Source organism: Streptomyces sp. NPDC047061, from assembly GCF_040643955.1.
Classification (GTDB): domain Bacteria; phylum Actinomycetota; class Actinomycetes; order Streptomycetales; family Streptomycetaceae; genus Streptomyces.
Genome location: NZ_JBEYVI010000044.1, coordinates 66,204 through 87,835 on the forward strand (window position 1 = coordinate 66,204; position 21,632 = coordinate 87,835).

At 71.9% G+C, this 21,632-nt stretch carries 19 protein-coding genes and 1 pseudogene; 13 read left to right on the forward strand and 7 right to left on the reverse strand.

Translation table 11 applies throughout. The features are described 5' to 3' along the window. Positions 1–14 precede the first annotated feature (14 nt). Positions 15–1,202: an ROK family transcriptional regulator gene (locus tag ABZ887_RS41710; protein ID WP_361302331.1), complete on the reverse strand. Its 1,188-nt coding sequence runs from the start codon at positions 1,200–1,202 to the stop codon at positions 15–17. A 140-nt stretch (positions 1,203–1,342) separates the two neighbouring features. On the opposite strand from ABZ887_RS41710, the gene ABZ887_RS41715 reads away from it, so the two are divergent. Genes ABZ887_RS41715 through ABZ887_RS41725 form a run of 3 tightly spaced genes read left to right on the forward strand, consistent with a single transcriptional unit; the run spans position 1,343 to position 4,235 of the window. Beyond that, on the forward strand, positions 1,343–2,812 hold the full coding sequence (locus tag ABZ887_RS41715; protein ID WP_361302334.1) for an APC family permease: 1,470 nt from the start codon (positions 1,343–1,345) through the stop codon (positions 2,810–2,812). A 60-nt stretch (positions 2,813–2,872) separates the two neighbouring features. Further along, a complete protein-coding gene (locus tag ABZ887_RS41720) occupies positions 2,873–3,412 on the forward strand; it encodes a GNAT family N-acetyltransferase (protein WP_361302337.1) in 540 nt (179 codons plus the stop codon). 55 nt (positions 3,413–3,467) lie between these two features. Further along, a complete protein-coding gene (locus tag ABZ887_RS41725) occupies positions 3,468–4,235 on the forward strand; it encodes a metalloregulator ArsR/SmtB family transcription factor (RefSeq protein ID WP_361302340.1) in 768 nt (255 codons plus the stop codon). A 76-nt stretch (positions 4,236–4,311) separates the two neighbouring features. Here ABZ887_RS41725 and ABZ887_RS41730 read toward each other — a convergent pair whose 3' ends face one another. Further along, positions 4,312–4,752, reverse strand: a complete 441-nt coding sequence (locus ABZ887_RS41730) for an SPW repeat protein (RefSeq protein ID WP_361302343.1) — start codon at positions 4,750–4,752, stop codon at positions 4,312–4,314. A gap of 97 nt (positions 4,753–4,849) precedes the next feature. Continuing rightward, positions 4,850–6,223 (reverse strand): deoxyribodipyrimidine photo-lyase, encoded by a 1,374-nt coding sequence (locus ABZ887_RS41735; protein WP_361302346.1) that lies wholly within the window; start codon positions 6,221–6,223, stop codon positions 4,850–4,852. A gap of 174 nt (positions 6,224–6,397) precedes the next feature. On the opposite strand from ABZ887_RS41735, the gene ABZ887_RS41740 reads away from it, so the two are divergent. Beyond that, the gene (locus tag ABZ887_RS41740) at positions 6,398–6,601 is read left to right on the forward strand and encodes a hypothetical protein (RefSeq protein WP_361302349.1); all 204 of its coding nucleotides are present in this window, start codon (positions 6,398–6,400) and stop codon (positions 6,599–6,601) included. Here ABZ887_RS41740 and ABZ887_RS41745 read toward each other — a convergent pair. The 3 genes and pseudogenes from ABZ887_RS41745 to ABZ887_RS41755 form a co-directional block, all read right to left on the reverse strand. Continuing rightward, a complete protein-coding gene (locus ABZ887_RS41745; protein ID WP_361302352.1) occupies positions 6,587–7,048 on the reverse strand; it encodes an ATP-binding protein in 462 nt (153 codons plus the stop codon). The two genes, ABZ887_RS41740 and ABZ887_RS41745, sit on opposite strands and share 15 nt — an antisense overlap. Next, entirely contained in the window at positions 7,026–8,027 is a 1,002-nt protein-coding gene (locus tag ABZ887_RS41750) for a GAF domain-containing SpoIIE family protein phosphatase (protein ID WP_361302355.1), read from the reverse strand. The genes ABZ887_RS41745 and ABZ887_RS41750 overlap by 23 nt, the downstream gene beginning before the upstream one ends. Positions 8,028–8,337: 310 nt before the next feature. Next, positions 8,338–9,336, reverse strand: a pseudogene (locus tag ABZ887_RS41755) (PAS domain-containing protein); the annotation flags it as partial. Between ABZ887_RS41755 and ABZ887_RS41760 the strand changes: the two are divergent. The 4 genes from ABZ887_RS41760 to ABZ887_RS41775 all read left to right on the forward strand — a co-directional run bounded on the left by ABZ887_RS41760 (position 9,272) and on the right by ABZ887_RS41775 (position 13,331). Further along, entirely contained in the window at positions 9,272–10,360 is a 1,089-nt protein-coding gene (locus ABZ887_RS41760; protein ID WP_361302358.1) for an S-(hydroxymethyl)mycothiol dehydrogenase, read from the forward strand. The pseudogene ABZ887_RS41755 and the gene ABZ887_RS41760 sit on opposite strands and share 65 nt — an antisense overlap. Positions 10,361–10,622: 262 nt before the next feature. Beyond that, on the forward strand, positions 10,623–10,985 hold the full coding sequence (locus ABZ887_RS41765) for a bifunctional 3-phenylpropionate/cinnamic acid dioxygenase ferredoxin subunit (protein ID WP_361302361.1): 363 nt from the start codon (positions 10,623–10,625) through the stop codon (positions 10,983–10,985). Further along, positions 10,982–12,145, forward strand: a complete 1,164-nt coding sequence (locus ABZ887_RS41770; RefSeq protein ID WP_361302364.1) for an FAD-dependent oxidoreductase — start codon at positions 10,982–10,984, stop codon at positions 12,143–12,145. The genes ABZ887_RS41765 and ABZ887_RS41770 overlap by 4 nt, the downstream gene beginning before the upstream one ends. 52 nt (positions 12,146–12,197) lie before the next feature. Further along, positions 12,198–13,331 (forward strand): aromatic ring-hydroxylating dioxygenase subunit alpha, encoded by a 1,134-nt coding sequence (locus ABZ887_RS41775; protein ID WP_361302367.1) that lies wholly within the window; start codon positions 12,198–12,200, stop codon positions 13,329–13,331. 132 nt (positions 13,332–13,463) lie between these two features. Here ABZ887_RS41775 and ABZ887_RS41780 read toward each other — a convergent pair whose 3' ends face one another. After that, on the reverse strand, positions 13,464–14,261 hold the full coding sequence (locus tag ABZ887_RS41780) for an IclR family transcriptional regulator (RefSeq protein WP_361302371.1): 798 nt from the start codon (positions 14,259–14,261) through the stop codon (positions 13,464–13,466). A gap of 149 nt (positions 14,262–14,410) precedes the next feature. Here ABZ887_RS41780 and betA point away from each other — a divergent pair, with 149 nt between their 5' ends. The 5 genes from betA (at position 14,411) to ABZ887_RS41805 (ending at position 21,619) form a co-directional block, all read left to right on the forward strand. Then, positions 14,411–16,081, forward strand: coding sequence for a choline dehydrogenase (gene betA / locus ABZ887_RS41785; protein ID WP_361302374.1), 1,671 nt, complete (start codon positions 14,411–14,413; stop codon positions 16,079–16,081). Positions 16,082–16,084: 3 nt separating this feature from the next. After that, positions 16,085–16,921: a 5,10-methylenetetrahydrofolate reductase gene (locus ABZ887_RS41790; protein ID WP_361302377.1), complete on the forward strand. Its 837-nt coding sequence runs from the start codon at positions 16,085–16,087 to the stop codon at positions 16,919–16,921. Between the two features lie 142 nt (positions 16,922–17,063). Further along, on the forward strand, positions 17,064–18,533 hold the full coding sequence (locus tag ABZ887_RS41795) for an aldehyde dehydrogenase family protein (RefSeq protein ID WP_361302380.1): 1,470 nt from the start codon (positions 17,064–17,066) through the stop codon (positions 18,531–18,533). Between the two features lie 21 nt (positions 18,534–18,554). Next, entirely contained in the window at positions 18,555–19,646 is a 1,092-nt protein-coding gene (locus ABZ887_RS41800; RefSeq protein WP_361302383.1) for a glycine betaine/L-proline ABC transporter ATP-binding protein, read from the forward strand. After that, positions 19,646–21,619: an ABC transporter permease subunit gene (locus ABZ887_RS41805; RefSeq protein ID WP_361302386.1), complete on the forward strand. Its 1,974-nt coding sequence runs from the start codon at positions 19,646–19,648 to the stop codon at positions 21,617–21,619. Before ABZ887_RS41800 ends, ABZ887_RS41805 begins: the two co-directional genes overlap by 1 nt. Positions 21,620–21,632: the final 13 nt, after the last annotated feature.

Here is a 21,632-nt window from a genome sequence, read left to right on the forward strand (position 1 = left end):
TGGTGCCGTCGTTCTCAGGACGCGTTCGACCTGCGCTCGAACACCAGGTCACGGGCGGTGCCCAGGGCCGTGGCCACCGCGCCGAGCAGCACCGCGTCCTCGCCGAGCCGACTGGGCGCCAGCTTCGGGCGCAGCGGGGTGAGGGTGCGCAGATGCTCCCGCACGGGGCGCAGCAGCAGGTCGACGCTGTGGCCGACACCGCCGCCGAGCACCACCAGGTCGGGGTCGAGCACGGCGGTTGCCGCGGCCACGGTGTGTGCGATCCGCTCGCCTTCGAGCCGTACTGCCTCCACCGCGGCCGGGTCGCCCTGGCGGGCCGCGTCGAACACGGACTTCGCGGTGAGCTGCCCGCTCATCCCCAGCCGCCGCGCCGTCTCGACCACGGCCACCCCCGACACCGCGTCCTCAAGGCGTTCGGGCCCCTGTTGCCGCCCCGGCCAGGGCAGGAAGCCGATCTCCCCGGCCAGCCCGTGCGCCCCGGTGAACAGCCGCCCCTCGCTGACGACACCCATCCCGAGGCCGGTGCCGATCATGATGTACGCGAACAGCCGGCTGCCCGCCCCGACGCCGTACGTGTACTCGCCGAGGGCCGCGAGGTTGGCGTCGTTGTGCACCTCCAGCGGAACGCCCAGTTCCTCGCGCATCCGGTCGAAGAGGCCCGCGCGCCCCCAGCCCGGCAGATGCATCGCGTACCGCACGCGCCGCTGGCGCTCGTCGTAGACGCCCGGCGTGCCCACCACCCCGTGCACCACCTCGGCCGGGTCCACCCCCGAGTTGGCGACGACCTGCCGGGCGGTCGCGACCACGAGGTCGGCCATCGCGGCCGACCCCCGGGCCCGGTTGCGGACATCGGAGCGGGCCACCAGGGTGCCGTCGAGATCGGCGACCGCCACCCGCAGCCAGCTCCTGCCGACGTCCACGCCGAGCGCGTACCCGGCCGCCGGGTCGGGGGCGTACAGCACGGCCGTGCGGCCGCGCTCCGGGGCGTGGGTGCCGACCTCGTGGACCAGGCCCGCCGACTCCAGTGCGGCCAGGGCGCTGGACACGGTCGGCTTCGACAGCCCTGTCTCGCGGGCGAGTTGGGCGCGCGAGGCCGAACCGAGGGTGCGCAGCCGGTCCAGCAGCAGCCGCTCGTTGGTGCTGCGCAGGCGCCGGCGGCTCCAGGGCTGCTCCTGCTGCTCTTCGACGTCGCTGGCGGCCATCACACCATTCTCACCGATTCCCGACGCATACTTGACGCATCTAGTAAGGCTCCTTAACTTTATCGGCCATCCCGCCGAGTCGGCCCCCGCCCGTCGTACGCGCCCTCGCCCGCTTCCCCGTGTCTCGCCCAGGAGCCCCCATGTCTGCAGGTCCCGGTAGTCCCGTCGTCTCGGGCAGTGCCCCGCCGACCGGCGGTTTCGTCCGCCGCGTCGGTCTGTTCCAGGCCACCGCCATCAACATGAGCCAGATGTGCGGCATCGGTCCGTTCGTGACCATCCCGCTGATGGTCGCCTCGTTCGGCGGCCCGCAGGCCGTCATCGGCTTCGTCGCGGGCGCGGTGCTCGCGCTCTGCGACGGTCTCGTCTGGGCCGAACTCGGCGCCGCGATGCCCGGCTCCGGCGGCAGCTACGTCTATCTGCGCCAGGCCTTCCAGTACCGCACCGGACGCCTGATGCCGTTCCTCTTCGTGTGGACGGCGATGCTCTTCATCCCGCTGATCATGTCCACGGGCGTGGTCGGCTTCGTCCAGTACCTGGGCTACCTCGCCCCGGGCCTCGGCCAGACCTCCGGCGACCTGATCGGGCTCGGCGTCATCGCCCTGGTGATCCTGCTGCTCTGGCGCGGCATCGAGCACATCGCCAGGATCACCGCCGTCATGTGGACGGTGATGATCGCCTCGGTGCTGCTGGTGATCGTCGCCGCGGCGAGCGACTTCAGCCCGCACCTGGCCTTCACCTACCCGGCCCACGCCTTCGACCTGACGAGCGACCACTTCTGGCTCGGCTTCGCCGCGGGCCTGACCATCGGCATCTACGACTACCTCGGCTACAACACGACCGCCTACATGGGCGCCGAGATCAAGGACCCCGGCCGCGTCCTGCCGCGCTCCATCCTCCTCTCGATCCTCGGCATCATGGCGATCTACCTGCTGCTCCAGATCGGCACGCTCGGCGTCATCGACTGGCACCGCATGACGAACCCGGACGACATCGCGTCGACCTCCGTGGCCTCGGCGGTCCTTGAGAAGACCTGGGGCAGGGGCGCCGCCGACACGGTGACCGTGCTGATCCTGATCACGGCCTTCGCCTCGGTCTTCACCGGCCTGCTCGGCGGCTCCCGGGTGCCCTACGACGCCGCCCGCGACCGCGTCTTCTTCCGCCCCTACGAGAAGCTGCACCCCGAGCACCGCTTCCCGATGCTCGGTCTCGCGACCATGGGCGTGATCACCGCGATCGGCTTCCTGATCGGCCGCCACACGGACCTCGCGACCCTGATCCAGCTGCTCACCACCGTGATGGTGATCGTCCAGGCGCTGGCCCAGATCGTGGCGCTCACGGTGCTGCGCCGCCGCCAGCCGGCCCTGAAACGGCCGTACCGCATGTGGCTCTACCCGCTGCCGAGCATCGTCGCCTTCGCCGGCTGGTGCGTGATCTACGGCTACGCCGACCGGAACTCCCCGGGCCGCCACCCCATCGAGTGGTCCCTGGCCTGGCTCGCCCTCGGCTGCGTGGCGTTCCTGGTGTGGTCCCGGCTGGAGAAGGTGTGGCCGTTCGGGGCGAAGGAGATCAGCGAGGAGTACCTGACGCCCGACGAGGCGGTCGTGGTGTAGTCTCCCCGGCACACGTAAGCCTCACCCGGCGGCCAACTCCCGTCGGGTGAGGCTTTTTTCATGACCGAACACACCGAGGCGGACGTCGTCGTCCGTCCTGCCGCCCCCGGGGACCGACCCGTCGTCGAGCGTCTGTGGCTGATGTTCCGCCACGACCTGACCGAGTTCCGCGAGCTCCTGCCGAGGCCCGACGGCTCGTTCCGCGACGAACGCGTCGAGGACGCCTTCTCCTCGCCCGACTGGGCGCCCTACCTCTTCGTGCGGGGCGAGCACCCGGTCGGCTTCGCGTTCGTCCGGGCGCTGGGCTCGCCCGTGCGCGTGCTCAACAGCTTCTTCGTGGTGCGCGGCGCACGGCGGACGGGTGTCGGCCTGGCCGCCGTCCGCGACGTCCTCACCCGTCATCCGGGCCGCTGGGAGATCGCGTTCCAGTACGAGAACCCGGGCGCCGTCGCCTTCTGGCGGCGGGTCGCGGCCGAGGCCGCCGGCGACGCCTGGACGGAGGAGCCGCGCCCGGTGCCGGGCCGGCCGGAGCTGCCGCCGGACGTGTGGATCTCGTTCGCCCCGAAGGGCCGAGCGTGCACTGCCGGCGTCCGGCATTGACATGCAGGCGGCTGCCTGCATAACGTTGAGTGTGCGATCAGAGGGCGACAGCGGGATGGACCAGGTCTTCAGGGCGCTCGCGGACGACACCCGCAGGCGGCTCCTCGACCGGCTGCACGAGCAGAACGGCCAGACGCTCGGCGAGCTGTGCGAACGCATCGCGATGACCCGGCAGTCGGTGACCCAGCACCTGGCCGTCCTGGAGGCCGCCAACCTGATCAGCACCGTGCGGCGGGGGCGGGAGAAGCTGCACTACCTCAACCCGGTGCCGCTCCACGAGATCCAGGAGCGGTGGATCGACAAGTTCGAGCGCCCGCGCCTGCGCGCGCTCGGCGACCTGAAGCGACGAGCCGAGGAAGCCATGAGCGACCAGCCCAGCTATGTGTACGTCACCTATATCGCCAGCACCCCCGAGAAGGTCTGGGACGCCCTCACCGACGCCGACCTGACCGCCGTCTACTGGGGCCACTCCAACGTCTCCGACTGGCGGCCCGGATCCCGCTGGGAACACCGGCGCACCGACGGCTCCGGGATCGCCGACGTGGTCGGCACCGTCGTCGAGAGCGAACGCCCGACCCGCCTGGTCGCCACCTGGGCCGCGCCCGAGCACGAGGGGGAGCCGGACCGGCACTCCCGGGTCACCTTCGACATCCGGCCGCACGCCGACATCGTCAAGCTGACCGTCACCCACGAGGACCTGGGCGACGAGGGCGAGCTGCGCGACGTCTCCTTCGGCTGGCCGGCCGTGCTGTCCAACCTGAAGTCCCTCATCGAGACCGGCAGCCCGCTCCCGCAGGAGCCCTGGCTGGTCCCCGGCCACTGAGCGGACCTGCGGCGGGGCCGGTCCGCCGTCATCGGACCGGCCCCGCATCCTCCCTTCAAGGGGGTGCCCGGTGTGCCTAGGTCATAGGCGTCCGCTTGGCCGCCGAAGCGGCGCACACCAGCCCGAGGCAGAGGGCCAGCGCGCCGATGATGACGTTGTTGATGATGACGCCCTTGTCCGGGCTGCTGCCGACCACCCAGGGGGCGATGATCATCCAGATGCCGATGGCGCACATGGCCCAGCTCAGGCCGTACATGCGCTCCGGTGCCCTGGTGAAGCCCAGTGCCAGCAGGCCTATCGCTATGCCCATGATCAGGTTGTGGGCCACGAGTGCGGGCTGGCTCGCCGTGTAGTGGAGGATCCACGGGGACGCCGCGCAGTACAGACCGAGCAGGAACACCGGTCCGTCCACGAGCGCCACATCACGGCCGCCGAGCATGCGGGCGTAGCGCTCCCGCATCTCGGAGACATCGGGGTGGCTGGTTATGTCACTTCTGCCGTGCGAGACGTTGGCCATGACTCGTCTCCTTTGACTTGCAGGCCTGACCGCGTCTGGAGCGTGCGGTATACGCCGCTAGATAACATTCTGCTCTTATTTCTTCTTTATGTGTAGCTCAGTCGCGCTCCCGGGCCCGCCGGAACCGGGCGAGGCCGTCCGCGAGATCGACGATCGGCTCCGGGTAGTCGAACGCGGCCCGCTCCGGGCCGTCCAGCTTCCACGGCTCGTGCACCCTCGCCCCCGGCAGTCCCGCCAGCTCCGGCACCCAGCGCCGGACGTACGCGCCGTCGGGGTCGTAACGCCTCGCCTGGACCACCGGATTGAGCACCCGGTTGGGGCGGGAGTCGGTGCCGGTGCCCGCCACCCACTGCCAGTTGAGCTGGTTGTTCGCCACGTCCCCGTCGACCAGCAGCTCCAGGAAGTGCCGGGCGCCCACGCGCCAGTCGACGTACAGCGTCTTGGCCAGGAAGCTCGCGGTCAGCAGGCGGCCCCGGTTGTGCATCCAGCCCTCGTGGCGGAGCTGACGCATCGCCGCGTCGACGATCGGGTAGCCGGTGCGCCCGGCACGCCACGCCCCGGCGTCCTCGTCGGCGGTGCGCCCGGTGCGCCAACGGTCGTGTTTCGTACGGTAGTCGGCGGTGGCCGCCGCCGGCCGTGCGGCCAGCACCTGGCGGTGGAAGTCCCGCCACGCCAGCTGCCGCACGAACGCCTCGGCGCCCGCGCCGCCCGCCCCGCGCGACCGGTGGACCAGCTCGACGGGGGAGAGTGTCCCGAAGTGGAGGTGCGGCGAGAGCCGGGAGGTCGCGTCCCCGGCGAGGTCGTCGTGGCGGTCCTCGTACGACCCGATGCCCGCGCGCAGCCAGGCGGCGAGCCGCCTGCGGCCCTCCGGCTCGCCGCCGGCGGCCAGGCCCGCCGACACCCCGGACACCCGGTCGCGGCCAGGCAGCGGCTCGGATCCGACCCCGTCCGGCACCCGGACCCGGCGCGGCGCGGCCACCGCCTGCCGCAGCGGCTGCCGCGACCACTGCCGGAAGTACGGTGTGAACACCGCGTAGTGGTCCGAGCCGGCCGGAGTCACCGCACCGGCCGGGACCGCCGCGGTCACCGCGTCGTGGACGTGCAGCCGCCGGCCGTCCGCCTCCAGGGCCCGGCGCAGCCGCTCCTCCCGGTGCTGCGCGAGCCCGCTCACGTCGGCCGCCAGGTGCACGGCGCCGGCGTCCGCCTCGGCCGCCGCCTTGCACACCTCCTCGACGAGGTCGCCCGAACGCACCACCAACCGGCCGCCGCGCTCGCGCAGCCCCGCGTCCAGCTCGCGCAGGCAGTCGGCGAGGAACGCCAGCCGGTTGGGCACGGCGAAGCCGGCCCGGTCCACCGCGCGGTCCCGCACGAACAGCGGCACCACCTCGTCCGAGCTGTCCACGGCGGCCCGCAGCGGCGGATGGTCGTGCAGGCGCAGGTCGGCGGTGAACAGGACGACCGAGACGTTCATGGGGCGGCTCCGGGGCGGTACGGCGGCAGGCTGCGAAAAGGCCCACGCTCCCATTTCCCGGTGCCCCGACGGCGGACCGGCGGCCGGCGCCGTTCCGGCGTTTCCGGCATGTCCGCGTCGATCCGGGGCAGCCGCGCGGAGAGGCGGAACCGATGCGGGAGGTGCGGGGTGGCCGTGGGCGCGAGGGTGCTGGAGCGATTTCCCGCCGGGGCTCCCCGGGGCTCGTGGCCGGCCGAGGAGTACGCGGCGAGGTGCCGGGCCGAGGGCGGGCGGGCCACCGTGGTGATGGACCTCGGCACGGACGCCTTCCTGGTCGTGGTACCCGGCCCGGACGACGACGGGCCGTCCTCGGCGGCCGGCGCGTCAGCCGGGGAGTGACTGCTCGGCCCAGATGGTCTTGCCCCGCTCCCCGTACCGCGTCCCCCAGTTCTGCGCGAGCTGGGTGATGAGGTAGAGGCCGCGGCCGCCCTCGTCCGTGTCCTGGGCGCGCCGCACATGGGGCGAGGTGCTGCTGCCGTCCGACACCTCGCAGATCAGGCTCCGGTCCCGGATCAGGCGCAGCGTGATCGGCGCACCGCCGTACCGCAGCGCGTTCGTCACCAGCTCGCTGACGATCAGCTCGGTGGTGAACGACTCCTCGGCCAGCCCCCAGCGCGCCAGCTGGCACGCCGTCAGCTCCCGCGCCCGGCCGACCATCCTCTCCTCGGCCTCGATCTCCCAGGTGACATGCGAGTCCGGGCCCAGGCCGCTCATCCGGGCCACCAGGACGGCCACGTCGTCCTGGTGGCCCGGCGGCAGCAGCTCACGGACCAGCGTGTCGCACACCTCCTTCGGCGCGGCCGACGCGGGCGTCCGGGAGAGGGTGGCACGCATCCGGCGCAGCCCGGTGTCGAAGTCCTGCGCGCGACTCCAGCAGTCCGTCGGTGTAGAGGACCAGGAGGTCCCCGTCGTCCAGGGCGATCTCGCGCTCCTCGAACACCACACCGCCGAGGCCCAGGGGCGGGCCGCCGGGCAGGTCCACGAAGTCGACGGCGCCGTCCACCGAGACGACCGCCGGCGGCGGATGGCCGGCGCGCGCCAGCTGGCAGAGCCGCGACACCGGGTCGTACACCGCGTACAGGCAGGTCGCCCCCGTCACCAGGGACACCTCGTCGCCGCGCTCGTCGAGGAACCGGTTCATCTGTTCGTCCAGGTGGGCGAGGAGCTCCACCGGGGACAGGTCGAGATCGGCGAGGGTGCGCACGGCGCCGCGCAGCCGGCCCATGGTCACCGCCGACTGCAGGCCGTGCCCGACCACGTCGCCCACCACGAGCGCCACCCTCGCCCCGGACAGCGGGATCACGTCGAACCAGTCCCCGCCCAGCCCGGTGTGCTCGCTGGCCGGCAGATAGCGGGTCGCCGTCCGTACCGCCGACGGCGACGGCAGCCGCTGGGGGAGCAGGCTGCGCCGGAGGGTACGGGCCGTCGTCCGCTCCCGGTGGTAGCGGCTCGCGTTGTCGACGCACACCGCGGTACGGGTCACGATCTGCTCCGCGAGCTGTACGTCCTCGGGTTCGAACCGGCGCGGGCTGCGGGAGCGCATGAAGACTGCGGTGCCGAGGGCGACGCCCCGGGCGAGCATGGGGACGAGCAGCCAGGAGTGGACTCCGGGGCCGGCGCCCGGCGGCAGGCGCGGGCCCGCGGCGCCGGGGCCGGGACGCAGCTGCTCGTCCGCTAGGAGGACGGCCCCGCCCTTCGTCAGGGCGTCCAGAAACGGCGAGCCGGGGGCCGTCGCCGCCGTGTCGAGATCGCCCACCCGCACCACCGGGGGCTCCCTCGGTGTCCGTGTCCTCGGCGGCCCCGCCGCGGGCGGCCCGGCGGAGCACCGGGTGGCGCGGCCGTGCCTCGTCGGCGGGCTCCCGGTCGGAGAAGACGGAGTCCAGCAGGTCGACATGGCAGGCGTCGGCGAACCACGGCACCGAGACCTCGGCCAGTTCCCGGGCCGTCTGCCAGAGATCCAGGGTGGTCCCGATCCAGGTGCCGGCCTCGTTGGCCAGGACCAGCCGCTCACGCGAGCGGACCCGCTGGGTCACGTCGGAGATCACATGGGCCAGCGCGATCACCGTCCCGGCCGGGTTCCTGAGCGGCAGGATGGACTCCGACCACACGTAGTCGTTGGGCGAACCGGGTACGGGATGGCCGACGACCTCGGTGTCGAGCAGGGCCTCGCCGGTCTCCAGCACCCGCCGCTGCCGCTCCTCCAGGGCGTCGAGGTCCAGCAGACCGGGCGGGGCCATCTCGCGCATCGTGTGCCCGCTGTACGGGGTCTCCCGGAACACCCCGGCGCGCCGCTGCGCGAGGTTCTGGGCGACGAACCGCATCCGGGTGTCGAAGAGGTCGATGTGGAAGGGGATGTCGGTGAACAGCCCCTGCAGCAGGGCACGGCCGAATTCGTACGTGCGGTACGACTCGGCTCCCGCTCCCTGCACGAGCCACCGCTGCTCGCCGTCCTCGCTGGTGAGGGGGCGCGCCCAGACCTGGACGTCGACCGGTTCCCCGTCGTGCCGCCGGAGCACCAGCGGTCCCTGGCGGTCACCCTCCGCCCAGCGCCGGACGACCTGCCCGCCCTCGGCCGGGTCGTGGAGCAGCTCGGCCGCGGGCCGGCCCAGCACCTCCCGCGCCGGACGGCCGAGCAGCTGCTCGGCGCCCGGGCCCCAGGCCACGACCCGGCCCGCCGCGTCCAGCAGGACCTCCGCCTCGCCCCCGGGCTCCGGGAGCTCGCCGCGGTCGTCGAAGGTGATGTCGCGCATCCTCACCTCGGGCACATCCGTGCCGGACTCGGGATGTGGTGGTTTGTGATGATTGCGCAATAGATGATACCTGCGCAGGCGATGACCGCCCCCGGCTCGGCCGAACGGCGGACGGCCGCGCAGCCCCGCCCGGGGGGTCGTCGGCCCGTCGTCCGGATCCTTGACCGCCGCTGCGGGCTCCGCGATGCTGTGTTGCGAAACACGAGATGCGTGCCGCATTGGGCAACGTCTCGCCGCCTCTGTCAGTCGAGGAGTGGCCATGTCCCAGCAGGTCCGTGCCGTCGTCGCGCGGAGCAAGGGCGCCCCTGTCAGCCTGGAGACCATCGTCGTCCCCGACCCCGGGCCGGGCGAGGCGGTGGTGAGGATCGAGGCCTGCGGGGTCTGCCACACCGATCTCCACTACCGCGAGGGCGGGATCAGCGAGGACTTCCCGTTCCTGCTCGGGCACGAGGCGGCGGGGGTCGTCGAGACGGTCGGCGACGGGGTCACCGACGTGGCGCCCGGCGACTTCGTGATCCTCAACTGGCGTGCGGTGTGCGGCCAGTGCCGGGCCTGCCTGCGCGGGCGGCCGTGGTACTGCTTCAACACCCACAACGCCAAGCAGAAGATGACCCTCGCATCGACCGGGCAGGAGCTCTCCCCTGCGCTCGGGATCGGCGCCTTCGCCGAGAAGACGCTGGTGGCGGCCGGGCAGTGCACCAAGGTCGACCGGCGTGCGTCGGCGGCGGCCGCCGGGCTGCTGGGCTGCGGTGTGATGGCGGGCATCGGCGCCGCCCTCAACACCGGCAACGTCGGCCGCGGCGACAGCGTCGCCGTGATCGGCTGCGGAGGCGTCGGCGCGGCCGCCGTCCTCGGCGCGAAGCTGGCCGGCGCGGCGCGGGTCATCGCCGTGGACATCGACGACCGCAAGCTGGACACCGCGCGCGGGCTCGGCGCCACCCACACCGTCAACTCCAAGGAGACCGACGCCGTCGACGCGGTGCGCGAACTGACCGGCGGCTTCGGCGCCGACGTGGTCATCGAGGCGGTCGGCCGCCCGGAGACCTACCGGCAGGCCTTCTACGCCCGCGACCTCGCCGGCACCGTCGTCCTGGTCGGCGTGCCCACCCCCGAGATGAAGCTGGAGCTGCCGCTCCTTGACGTCTTCGGCCGCGGCGGGGCGCTCAAGTCGTCCTGGTACGGGGACTGTCTGCCCTCGCGCGACTTCCCCATGCTCATCGACCTCTACCTGCAGGGCCGCCTCGACCTGGACGCCTTCGTCACCGAGACGATCGCCCTGGACGAGGTCGAGAAGGCCTTCGAGCGCATGCACCACGGTGACGTCCTGCGCTCGGTGGTGCTCCTGTGACGGGCGGCCGCGGTCTCTGACCGCCCCGCCGACGAAGCGGCCCTGCCCCGGTGACGGCACCGGGGCAGGGCCGTGGCCGCACTTCACGCGGGGCCTGTTCGCCCTGCTCACGCGCGCTTTCGAGGGTGCTCCGGCGTGCCCGGCGGCCCGCTGTCGTGGCCCGGGCAAACCGGCGCGTGAACTCCTTGACAACGCTTCGCGGCGGCCCGCAGACTGGCGTTGCGCTAACCGCAATCTGTTTCGCTATACGCACCGAGGTGTCATGATGATTCCCGCGTGCCGTCTCGCGGATCTGCCGCGAGGCGAGGCCCACCGGCTCGACATCGAACCGCCCGTCTCGGTGTTCCACACCGACGACGGTGAGCTCTTCGCCATCGACGACACCTGCACCCACCAGGACGCCTCGCTAGCCGACGGCTGGCTGGAGGGCTGTGAGGTCGAATGCCCCCTGCACGCCTCCAAGTTCGACCTGCGCACGGGCGCCGTGGACGCACCCCCGGCCAAGCGTCCGGTCCGCACCCACGAGGTCGTGGTCGAGGACGGCACGGTCTACGTCCGGCTGTCCGCCGAGCCCCCCAACCTGCCGCCGTGCGTCAGCGCCCGCCTGGCCGGGGGCGCCGCGTGAGGACGGTCGCCGTGGTGGGCGCCTCGCTGGCCGGACTGTCGGCCGCGCGCTCGCTGCGGAAACGCGGGTACGACGGCCGGCTGGTCGTCGTCGGCGACGAGTCCCATCGCCCGTACGACAGGCCGCCGTTGTCCAAGGAGTTCCTGGCCGGCACCCTCGGCGAGGCCGACCTGGCCCTGGAGCGCGAGGACGAGGAGCTCCACGCCGAGTGGCTGCTCGGGACCCGCGCCACCGGGCTCGACCGCACCGCGCGCACCGTCCGGCTGGCCGACGGCCGGGAGGTCCGCGCCGACGGCCTGGTCATCGCGACCGGCGCCGCCGCCCGTACCCTGCCCGGTGCCGAGGGCCTCGCCGGGGTCCACACCCTGCGCACCCTCGATGACGCCCGCGCGCTGCGGGCGGACCTTGCGAGGGGCGGCCGGCTCGTGGTGATCGGCGGCGGGTTCGTCGGCGCCGAGGTGGCCTCCACGGCGTACGCCCTCGGCCTCGACGTCACCGTGATCGAGGCGGCCCCGACCCCGCTGGCCGGACCGCTCGGCGAGGCCATGGGCGCCGTTGTCTCCGCGCTCCACGCCGACCACGGGGTACGGCTGTTGTGCGGGGTGGGCGTCAAGGGGCTGAGCGGCGAGCGCCAGGTGGAGGCCGTGCTGCTGGAGGACGGCCGCAGCGTGCCCGCCGACACCGTCGTCGTCGGCGTGGGGGCGCGCCCCTGCGTCGAGTGGCTGGAGGGCTCGGGCGTCGTGCTCGACAACGGCGTGAAGTGCGGCGCCGACGGGCGCACCAGCATCGCCGGGGTGGTGGCCGTGGGCGACTGCGCCAACTGGTACGACCCGCACACCGGCGGCCACCGCAGGGTCGAGCACTGGACCGGCGCGCTGGAACGGCCGGACACCGCCGTCGCCACCCTGCTCGCGCACGGCGCGCGGGAACCGGGGACGCCCCGGCCGCCGTACTTCTGGTCCGACCAGTACGGCGTGAAGATCCAGTTCGTCGGCCACGCAGCCGGGGCCGACAGCGTGACGGTCGAGGAGGGCTCGACCGACGACCGCAGCTTTCTCGCCGTGTACCGGCGGGCGGGCCGGCAGGTCGCCGTGCTCGGGATGAACCAGCCGCGGCTGTTCACCCGCGCCCGCAAGCAGTTCGGCACCGCCGCGTCCTGACCCGGCGCCCGCACCACCCCACCGATCCACGACGTCCTCCGAGGAGTGCACCGTGACCTCGACCAGCCTGCCGGACAGCCTGATCGCCACCCTCCCCGGCTCCGCCTACACCGATCCCGGGATCTTCGCCCAGGAGCAGGAGCGCATCTTCGAGACGATGTGGTTCTGCGTGGCGCGCGCTGCGGACCTGCCGAAGCCCGGCGCCTTCCGCACCGTCGACGTGGGCCGCGAGAGCATCCTCGTCACCCGGGCCCGGGACCACTCGATCCGCGCCTACTTCAACGTCTGCCGGCACCGCGGCGCCAAGCTCTGCACCGAGGAGACCGGCGAGGTCGCCCGGGCCTTCCAGTGCCCCTACCACGCCTGGACCTACGGCCTGGACGGCAAGCTGGTCGCCGCGCCCAACCTCACCAAGATGCCCGACGTCGGCCGCACCGAGTACGGCCTGGTCGGCGTGGCCGTCCGGGAGTGGCTCGGCTATGTGTGGGTGTGTCTCGCGGAGAACCCGCCGTCCTTCGAGGAGGACGTGATCGGGGCGGCGGTCGAGCGGCTGGGCGACGTCGAGTCGATCGAGCGCTACGGCGTCGAGGACCTCTCGGTCGGCAGGCGGATCGTCTACGACGTGAAGGCGAACTGGAAGCTCATCATCGAGAACTTCATGGAGTGCTACCACTGCGCCACCATCCACCCCGAACTCACCGAGGTGCTGCCCGAGTTCGCCGACGGCTACGCGGCGCAGTACTACGTAGGGCACGGCGCAGAGTTCGGCGAGGACGTCCAGGGCTTCACCGTCGACGGCTCCGAGGGGCTGGACCGCATTCCCGGGGTCTCGGCGGACCAGGACCGGCGGTACTACGCGATCACCGTCAAGCCGCAGGTGTTCATCAATTTGGTGCCGGACCACGTGATATTCCACCGGATGTACCCGGTGGCCGTCGACCGCACGATCGTCGAGTGCGACTGGCTCTACCTCCCGCACGTGGTGGAGAGCGGCAAGGACGTCAGCCGGTCCGTGGAGCTCTTCGACCGGGTCAACCGCCAGGACTTCGACGCCTGCGAGCGCACCCAGCCCGGCATGAGCTCCCGGCTGTACGCCAAGGGCGGCGTGCTGGTGCCCAGCGAGCACCACATCGGCGCCTTCCACGACTGGGTCCACGAGCGGCTCGGGACCCGTCAGCCGGAGTGACGGTGCCGACGCCGGTGCGGTTCGGCCGCGCCCCGAAGGGGCGCGGGGAACTGCGCGACCAGCCACGACGGCGCCGCAGACGATCGACAGCGCATCCTGCGGAGCGCTCGACGGGGGTCGTCCCGAGGGCGCTCAGCCCAGGAACCCCATCCGGTGGCTGATCTCCTCCGCGCCCTTGACCAGTACCGGGGCCAGCTCGTGCATGCGCTCCTCGGTGAACCGGTAGGAGGGCCCGGAGGCGCTGATCGAGGCGATGACCACGCCGTCCCGGTCCCTGATCGGCGCCGCCATGGCGTGCAGCCCGATCTCCAGCTCCTCCAGCGTCCAGGCGTAACCGCGCTCCCGGGCGTCGGCGAGGTTCTTCTCCAGCTTCGCCTTCGAGGAGATGGTGTGCGGGGTCAGCTTCTTCAGGCCGCCCTCCGCGATCAGCGCGGCACGCTCCTGGGCCGGCACGTGGGCCAGCATGATCTTGCCGCTGGAGGTGGCGTGCAGCGGGGTCAGCTGGCCGACCCAGTTGTGCGCGGTGACGGCGGCGGTGCCCCGTACCTGGTAGAGGTTGATCGCGTAGTGCTCTTGCAGCACCGCGATGTTCACCGTCTCGCCGATCTCCTCGGCCAGCCGCTCGCACACCGCCCGGCCCTGCTGGGTGACGTCGATGCGTCCCGTCACGGCCCCGGCGAGGCGTACGATGCCGAAGCCGAGCGAGTACTTGCCCCGCTCGCCCGACTGCTCCACGAGACCGCGCGCCTCCAGGGCGCCGAGCAGCCGGAACGCGGTCGACTTGTGAACATCGATCTCGGCGGCCACCTCGCTCACCCCCGCCTCGCCGCGCTGGGCCAGGATCTCCAGGACGCTGATGGCGCGGTCGACGGACTGCACGCCACCAGATGATGAGCCGTTCGTTTCGGTATCCGGACTGAAGTTGCTCATAGCGAAACTATACGCGCAGTAAACAACACCCTCCAAGTAACGCGATGTGAACAAAGATCTTACAAGTTGCGTGGTTCGCAACCTGGTGCGTATAGCGATACCCGTACTAGCATTCCGCGCAATCGACGGCGCGAGCGAGACGAGGCACCATGGCTCCCTTGCAGTACGACTTCGTCATCGTCGGCGGCGGCTCGGCCGGCAGCGCACTGGCGAACCGGCTCTCGGCGGACCCCGGCAACCGGGTGCTCGTCCTGGAGGCGGGCCGCCCCGACTACCCGTGGGACGTGTTCATTCACATGCCGGCGGCGCTGACCTACCCCATCGGCAGCCGCTTCTACGACTGGAAGTACGAGTCCGAGCCCGAGCCCCAGATGGGCGGCCGCCGCATCTACCACGCCCGCGGCAAGGTCCTCGGCGGCTCCAGCAGCATCAACGGCATGATCTTCCAGCGCGGCAACCCGCTCGACTACGAGCGCTGGGCCGCCGACCCCGGTATGGCCACCTGGGACTACGCGCACTGCCTGCCGTACTTCCGCCGGATGGAGAACTGCCTGGCCGCCGACCCGGACGACGAGTTCCGCGGCCACGACGGCCCGCTGGTCCTGGAGCGCGGCCCGGCCACCAACCCGCTCTTCTCCGCCTTCCTCAAGGCCACCGAGGAGGCGGGCTACGCGCCCACCGACGACGTCAACGGCTACCGGCAGGAGGGCTTCGCCAAGTTCGACCGCAACGTCCACCGCGGCCGGCGCCTGTCGGCGTCCAAGGCGTACCTCAAGCCCGCCCGCAAGCGCCCCAACCTCACCGTGACGACCCGCGCCCTGGTCACCCGCGTCCTCTTCGAGGGCAAGAAGGCCGTCGGCGTCGAGTACCGGCGCGGCAAGGGTGCCCTCCAGGAGGTCCGCGCCAAGGAGGTCATCCTCTGCGGCGGCGCGATCAACTCTCCGCAGCTGCTCCAGCTCTCCGGCGTCGGCAACGCGGAGGAGCTGAGCGCCCTCGGCATCGACGTCGTGCACGACCTGCCGGGCGTCGGCGAGAACCTCCAGGACCACCTTGAGGTGTACATCCAGTACGCGTGCAAGCAGCCCGTCTCGGTCCAGCCGTACCTGGCGAAGTGGCGGGCCCCCTTCATCGGCCTGCAGTGGCTCTTCCGCAAGGGCCCGGCCGCCACGAACCACTTCGAGGCCGGCGGCTTCGCCCGCAGCAACGACGACGTGGACTACCCCAACCTGATGTTCCACTTCCTGCCGATCGCGGTCCGCTACGACGGCTCCGTGCCCGCGGGCGGCCACGGCTACCAGGTCCACGTCGGCCCCATGTACTCCGACGCCCTCGGCTCGGTGAAGATCAGGAGCAGGGACCCCCGCGAACACCCGGCCCTGCGGTTCAACTACCTCTCCACCGAGCAGGACCGCCGCGAGTGGGTCGAGGCGATCAGAGTCGCCCGCAACCTGCTCAACCAGCCCGCGCTCGCCCCCTACAACGACGGGGAGATCTCACCCGGCCCGTCCGTGGCGACGGACGAGGAGATCCTCTCCTGGGTCGCCAAGGACGGCGAGACCGCTCTGCATCCGTCCTGCACCTGCAGGATGGGCACCGACGAGATGTCCGTCGTCGACCCGACGAGCATGCGGGTGCACGGCGTGGAGGGCCTGCGGGTGGTGGACGCCTCGGTGATGCCGTACGTCACCAACGGCAACATCTACGCCCCGGTGATGATGATCGCGGAGAAGGCCGCCGACCTCATCCTCGGCAAGGAGCCGCTGCCGCCGTCGGAGGCCGTGTACTACCGGCACCGCGACGCCCAGAAGCAGGCCGGGTAGCCCATGGGTGCCGAGGCGCTGCGGGCGCTGCTGGCCCGCGTCCGCTACGAGGTGCTGCCGGCGAGGGCGACCGAGGAGAAGGTCCTCGCCCACGTGCCCCGGGACGTCGTGGTCACCGTCACGGCGTCGCCGGTCAAGGGCCTGGAACCGACCCTCGCCCTCACCGAGCGGCTCGCGGCGCACGGCTACCGCGTCGTCCCGCACGTACCCGCACGACTGCTCCGCGACGACACCCACCTGAAGGACGTCACGGAGCGGCTGAGCGCGGCGGGCGTCGACGACCTGTTCGTCCCGGCGGGCGACGCCGATCCGCCCGCCGGGCCGTACGAGGGAGCGCTGCCGGTGCTGCGCCGGCTGACCGAGCTGGGCAGACCCTTCGCGGAGACCGGGATCACCGGCTACCCGGAGAGTCATCCGCTCATCCACGACGACCTCACCATCCAGGCGATGTGGGACAAGCGGGCGCACGCCACCTACATCGTCAGCAACCTCTGCTTCGACGCGCGCGTGCTCGGCGACTGGCTCACCCGCATCCGGCGCCGTGACGTCACCCTGCCCGTCTACCTAGGCGTCGCCGGGCCCGTCCAGCGGGCCAGGCTGCTGTCCATGGCGACGAAGATCGGGGTGGGGGAGTCCACCCGCTTCCTCACCAAGCACGCCTCCTGGTTCCTGCGCTTCGCCACACCCGGCGGGTACGACCCGGAGCGGCTCCTCGACCGCGGCCAGGAGGCGTTCACCGCGCCGTCGGCGGGCGTGGCGGGCCTCCATCTGTTCACGTTCAACCAGGTTGCCGAGACGGAGCGGTGGCGCCGCGCGCTGCTGGACCGGCTGGGCGGCTGACCCACCCCCGAGGGCGCCGCTTTCGCGGCCGAATCGGGATACGCGGAGCCCTTGACGGCTGTCCGTACATTCGGTCAGGGTGTTCCACCAAAAGCAATCCAATGCACAATGCGCAACGAATTCGGGCTCGAAGGGCGCGGCCGTGGCAGATCTGTATGTGGATGGTAAATGGCGCGCCGCGGTGGCCGGCCGCCGGCGCGAGATCCGCTGTCCTGCGGACGGCACCCTCGTCGCCACGGTCTCGGAGGCGACCCGCCCCGACACCGAGGCGGCGATCGGCGCGGCCCGGCGCGCGTTCGACGACGGCCCCTGGCCGCACACCCCCGAGCGCGAGCGCGGCGCGCTGCTGCTGCGCACCGCCGACATCATCGAGCGCGACGTCAAGGAGTTCGCCCGCGCCGAGTCCCTGGACACCGGCAAGCGGCTGGTGGAGAGCGAGTACGACATCGCGGACGTCGTCTCCTGCCTCCGCTTCTACGGCGGCATCGCGGGTACCGACGCCGGCCGGGTGATCGACACCGGACGCGCGGACGCCGTCAGCCGGGTCGTGTACGAGCCGGTCGGCGTGTGCGGACTGATCACCCCGTGGAACTACCCGCTGCTGCAGGCCAGCTGGAAGGTCGCGCCCGCCCTGGTCGCGGGCAACACGTTCGTCCTCAAGCCCAGCGAGCTGACCCCTTCCACCGCGATCCTGCTGCTGAAGGCGCTGGAGGAGGCCGGACTCCCGCCGGGTGTCGGCAACCTCGTGCTCGGCGCCGGGCCCGAGGCGGGTGCCGCGCTCTCCGAGGACCCCGCCGTCGACCTGGTGTCCTTCACCGGCGGCCTGGAGACCGGCAAGCGGATCATGGCCACCGCGGCGGCGACCGTGAAGAAGGTCGCGCTGGAGCTGGGCGGCAAGAACCCCAACGTGGTCTTCGCCGACGCGGACCTCGACACCGCCGTGGACTTCGCGCTCACCGCCGTCTTCCTGCACTCCGGGCAGGTCTGCTCGGCCGGCGCCCGGCTGATCGTCGAGGACTCGATCCACGACGCCTTCGTCGACGAGGTCGTGCGCCGCGCCCGGCAGATCCGCCTGGGCGGCCCCTTCGACCCCGAGGCCGAGACCGGCGCGCTGATCTCCGCACAGCACCGCGAGAAGGTCGAGGCGTACGTCGCCGCCGGTGTCGCCGAGGGCGCCGTACTGCGCTGCGGCGGCAGCCGCCCCGACGACCCCGCGCTGGCGAACGGCTTCTACTACCCGCCCACCGTCCTCGACGAGTGCACCCAGGACATGCGCGTGGTGCACGAGGAGTCCTTCGGGCCCGTGCTCACCGTGGAGCGCTTCCAGGACGAGGACGACGCCGTCCGCATCGCCAACGACACGGAGTACGGCCTCGCGGGTGCCGTCTGGACGCAGGACGCGGGCAAGGCCCAGCGGGTCGCCCGCAGACTGCGCCACGGCACCGTCTGGATCAACGACTACCACCCCTATGTGCCGCAAGCGGAATGGGGTGGTTTCGGGCACTCGGGCGTGGGCCGCGAGCTGGGACCGACCGGCCTGGACGAGTACCGAGAGCCCAAGCACATCTGGCAGAACATCCAACCCGGGCCGCAGCACTGGTTCCGCGGCTGACGCCGAAGAGAGGTCCCCACCATGACCCCAGCCCAGACCGACGTGGCGCGGCGGCGCGACACGTCCGAGGACCCCCGGGACGGCACCCCGGTCATCTCCGTGCGCCGGCTGTGGAAGGTGTTCGGGCCGAAGGCCGACGAGGTGCCCGGCTCCGAGGAGCTGTGCGGACTCACCCGCCGCGAACTGATGGACCGCACCGGCTGCACCGCCGCCGTCCGGGACGTGAACTTCGAGGTGTCGCCCGGCGAGGTCTTCGTCGTCATGGGCCTGTCCGGGTCCGGCAAGTCCACCCTGGTGCGATGTCTGACCCGGCTGATCGAACCCACCGCCGGCGAGATCGTCTTCGAGGGCGAGGACATCCGGGACGCCGACCCCCGGCGGCTGCGGGAGTTGCGGCGCAACAAGTTCTCCATGGTCTTCCAGCACTTCGGCCTGCTGCCGCACCGCAAGGTCGTCGACAACGTGGCGTTCGGCCTGGAGATCCGGGGCATGGGCAAGGCCGAGCGCATGAAACGCGCGATGGAGACCGTCGAGCTGGTGGGCCTGGCCGGCTACGAGAACTCCTACCCCGACCAGCTCTCCGGCGGCATGCAGCAGCGCGTCGGCCTCGCCCGCGCCCTGGCCGGCGACCCCGACGTCCTCTTCTTCGACGAGCCGTTCTCCGCGCTCGACCCGCTGATCCGCCGCGACATGCAGAGCGAGGTCATCCGCCTGCACCACGAGGTCGGCAAGACCATGGTGTTCATCACCCACGACCTCTCCGAGGCCCTCAAGCTCGGCGACCGCATCCTGATCATGCGGGACGGCAAGATGGTCCAGTGCGGCACCGGCGACGAACTGGTGGGCGCCCCGGCCGACGACTACGTGCGGGACTTCGTCAAGGACGTGCCGCGCGGCGACGTCCTCACCCTGCGCTGGATCATGCGGCCCGCCGAGCCCGACGACGCCCTGGACGGACCGGAGCTGGGCCCGGACGTCGTCGTACGCGAGGCCACCCGGGCGGTGCTCGCGGCCGAGAAGCCGGTCAAGGTCGTCGAGAACGGCAAGCTGCTCGGCATCGTCGGCGACGAGGAGATCCTCGCGGTCGTCGCCGGGCAGGAGGGCGGCGCCTGATGGCCGCCGTCGCCGAGGCGACCGCGCCGGTCGCGACGCTACGCAAGAAGGTCGGCCGCCCGATGGTGGTGGCGGCGATCCTGGTCGTCTGGCTGGTGCTCTTCGCCGCGCTCCGCGGCCGGCAGACCCTGACCCTGGCCGCCGCCGACCTCACCGGCCTGCACCGCTGGCTGAACGACGTCAACGACAGCATCGGCGCCAACCGCAACTCCAACCCGGTCTTCCTGTACTTCTTCAACGAGATCCGGCTGGCCATCGACAACCTGGTCACCCTGGTCCAGTCCCTGATCTCCCAGCCCACCGACGGCCGTCCGGTCCCGCAGATCGGCTGGCTCGGCGTCGTCGGCCTCACCGGCTACGTCTCCTGGGCCGTGGGCAGCTGGCGGGTCGCGCTGCTGGCCGTCGCCGGTTTCACCTTCTTCGGGCTGCAGGGCCTGTGGCAGGAGAGCATGGACACCCTGGCGCTGACCCTGTCGGCGGTCCTGGTGGCCCTGCTCGTCGGCATCCCGCTCGGCGTGTGGGCGGGGCTCTCCGACCGGGTCAACCGGATCATGACGCCCTTCCTGGACTTCATGCAGACGATGCCGACGTTCGTCTACCTCGCCCCGCTGACCCTGATCTTCCTGATCGGCGGCGCCTCCGCCGTGATCACCACGGTCATCTACGCGGCCCCGCCCGCCATCCGCATCACCGCGTACGCCATCCGTTCGGTCCCCGAGACCACCGTCGAGGCGGCCGACTCGCTCGGCACCACCCGCACGCAGCAACTGGTGAAGGTGCTGCTGCCGATGTCGAAGCGCACGGTCGTCGTGGGCGTCAACCAGACCATCATGGCCGCCCTGGCCATGGTCACCATCGCCGCCCTGATCGACGCGCCCGGCCTCGGCAAGACCGTCGTCCAGGCCCTCCAGTCACTCGACGTCGGCACCGCCTTCAACGCCGGCCTCGCCATCGTCGTCATGGCCATCGTGCTCGACCGGGTCACCACGGCGGCCGCCGCGCGTACCGAGGTCCGCCGCACGGACGGGCGGTTGCTCAAGTGGCGCCGCCCGCTGCTGGGGGCGGGCGGAGTCGTCGCCGCCGTCCTGGTCTACCTCTCCCACACCTACGTCTGGGCGGCCGAGTTCCCCGGCGACGGCACCGTCGGCAGCCACATCGCGAGCGCCGCCGACACCGCGTCCACCTGGCTGCAGGACCATCTCTTCGGTCTCACCAACGCCCTGCGGGACGCCGTCACCAACGGCCTGCTCAACCCCTTCCAGACCCTGCTCACCGACTCCCCGTGGTGGCTGGTCGGCGCCGTCCTGGTCGCGCTCGGCGCGGTCCTCGGCGGCTGGCGGGCCGGGACGATCGCGGCTGTGTGCGTCGGGCTCCTCGTCGGCACCGGACTCTGGTCGGACAGCATGACCACGCTCGCCTCGACCGTCGTGGCCACCGTCCTGACGATGCTGGCCGGCGTCGTCGTCGGCGTGTGGATGGGCCGCAGCACGCTGGCCGACCGGCTGATCCGGCCCACTCTGGACGCCGCGCAGGTCATGCCGCCGTTCGTCTACCTCGTGCCGTTCCTGGCGCTCTTCGGCGCCACCCGCTTCACGGCGATCATCGCGGGCGTCGTCTACGCGGCACCCGTCTCCATCAAGATCATCGCGGACGGGGTGCGGAACGTGTCCGCGCCCACCGTGGAGGCGGCCACCTCGGCCGGGTGCAACACCTGGCAGATCATCACCAAGGTCCAACTGCCGATGGCACGCGGCGCCCTGACTCTCGCGACCAACCAGGGCCTGATCTACGTGCTGTCGATGGTTGTGCTGGGCGGCCTGGTAGGGGCGGGCGCCCTCGGCTACGACGTCGTGGCCGGTTTCTCGCAGAGCGAGCTGTACGGCAAGGGGCTGGCGGCAGGGCTGGCCATCGTACTGCTCGGAGTCATGTTCGACCGGATCACTCAGGCTGCGGCACGACGCACCAGGGCATAAGGAGCTCGACACC

Bases quoted from the DNA above. Each gene is read 5' to 3' on its own strand.
- ABZ887_RS41710 (WP_361302331.1), bottom strand. From the start codon at position 1,202: ATGGCCGCCAGCGACGTCGAAGAGCAGCAGGAGCAGCCCTGGAGCCGC.
- ABZ887_RS41715 (WP_361302334.1), top strand. From the start codon at position 1,343: ATGTCTGCAGGTCCCGGTAGTCCCGTCGTCTCGGGCAGTGCCCCGCCG.
- ABZ887_RS41720 (WP_361302337.1), top strand. From the start codon at position 2,873: ATGACCGAACACACCGAGGCGGACGTCGTCGTCCGTCCTGCCGCCCCC.
- ABZ887_RS41725 (WP_361302340.1), top strand. From the start codon at position 3,468: ATGGACCAGGTCTTCAGGGCGCTCGCGGACGACACCCGCAGGCGGCTC.
- ABZ887_RS41730 (WP_361302343.1), bottom strand. From the start codon at position 4,752: ATGGCCAACGTCTCGCACGGCAGAAGTGACATAACCAGCCACCCCGAT.
- ABZ887_RS41735 (WP_361302346.1), bottom strand. From the start codon at position 6,223: ATGAACGTCTCGGTCGTCCTGTTCACCGCCGACCTGCGCCTGCACGAC.
- ABZ887_RS41760 (WP_361302358.1), top strand. From the start codon at position 9,272: ATGTCCCAGCAGGTCCGTGCCGTCGTCGCGCGGAGCAAGGGCGCCCCT.
- ABZ887_RS41765 (WP_361302361.1), top strand. From the start codon at position 10,623: ATGATGATTCCCGCGTGCCGTCTCGCGGATCTGCCGCGAGGCGAGGCC.
- ABZ887_RS41780 (WP_361302371.1), bottom strand. From the start codon at position 14,261: ATGAGCAACTTCAGTCCGGATACCGAAACGAACGGCTCATCATCTGGT.
- betA (WP_361302374.1), top strand. From the start codon at position 14,411: ATGGCTCCCTTGCAGTACGACTTCGTCATCGTCGGCGGCGGCTCGGCC.
- ABZ887_RS41790 (WP_361302377.1), top strand. From the start codon at position 16,085: ATGGGTGCCGAGGCGCTGCGGGCGCTGCTGGCCCGCGTCCGCTACGAG.
- ABZ887_RS41800 (WP_361302383.1), top strand. From the start codon at position 18,555: ATGACCCCAGCCCAGACCGACGTGGCGCGGCGGCGCGACACGTCCGAG.
- ABZ887_RS41805 (WP_361302386.1), top strand. From the start codon at position 19,646: ATGGCCGCCGTCGCCGAGGCGACCGCGCCGGTCGCGACGCTACGCAAG.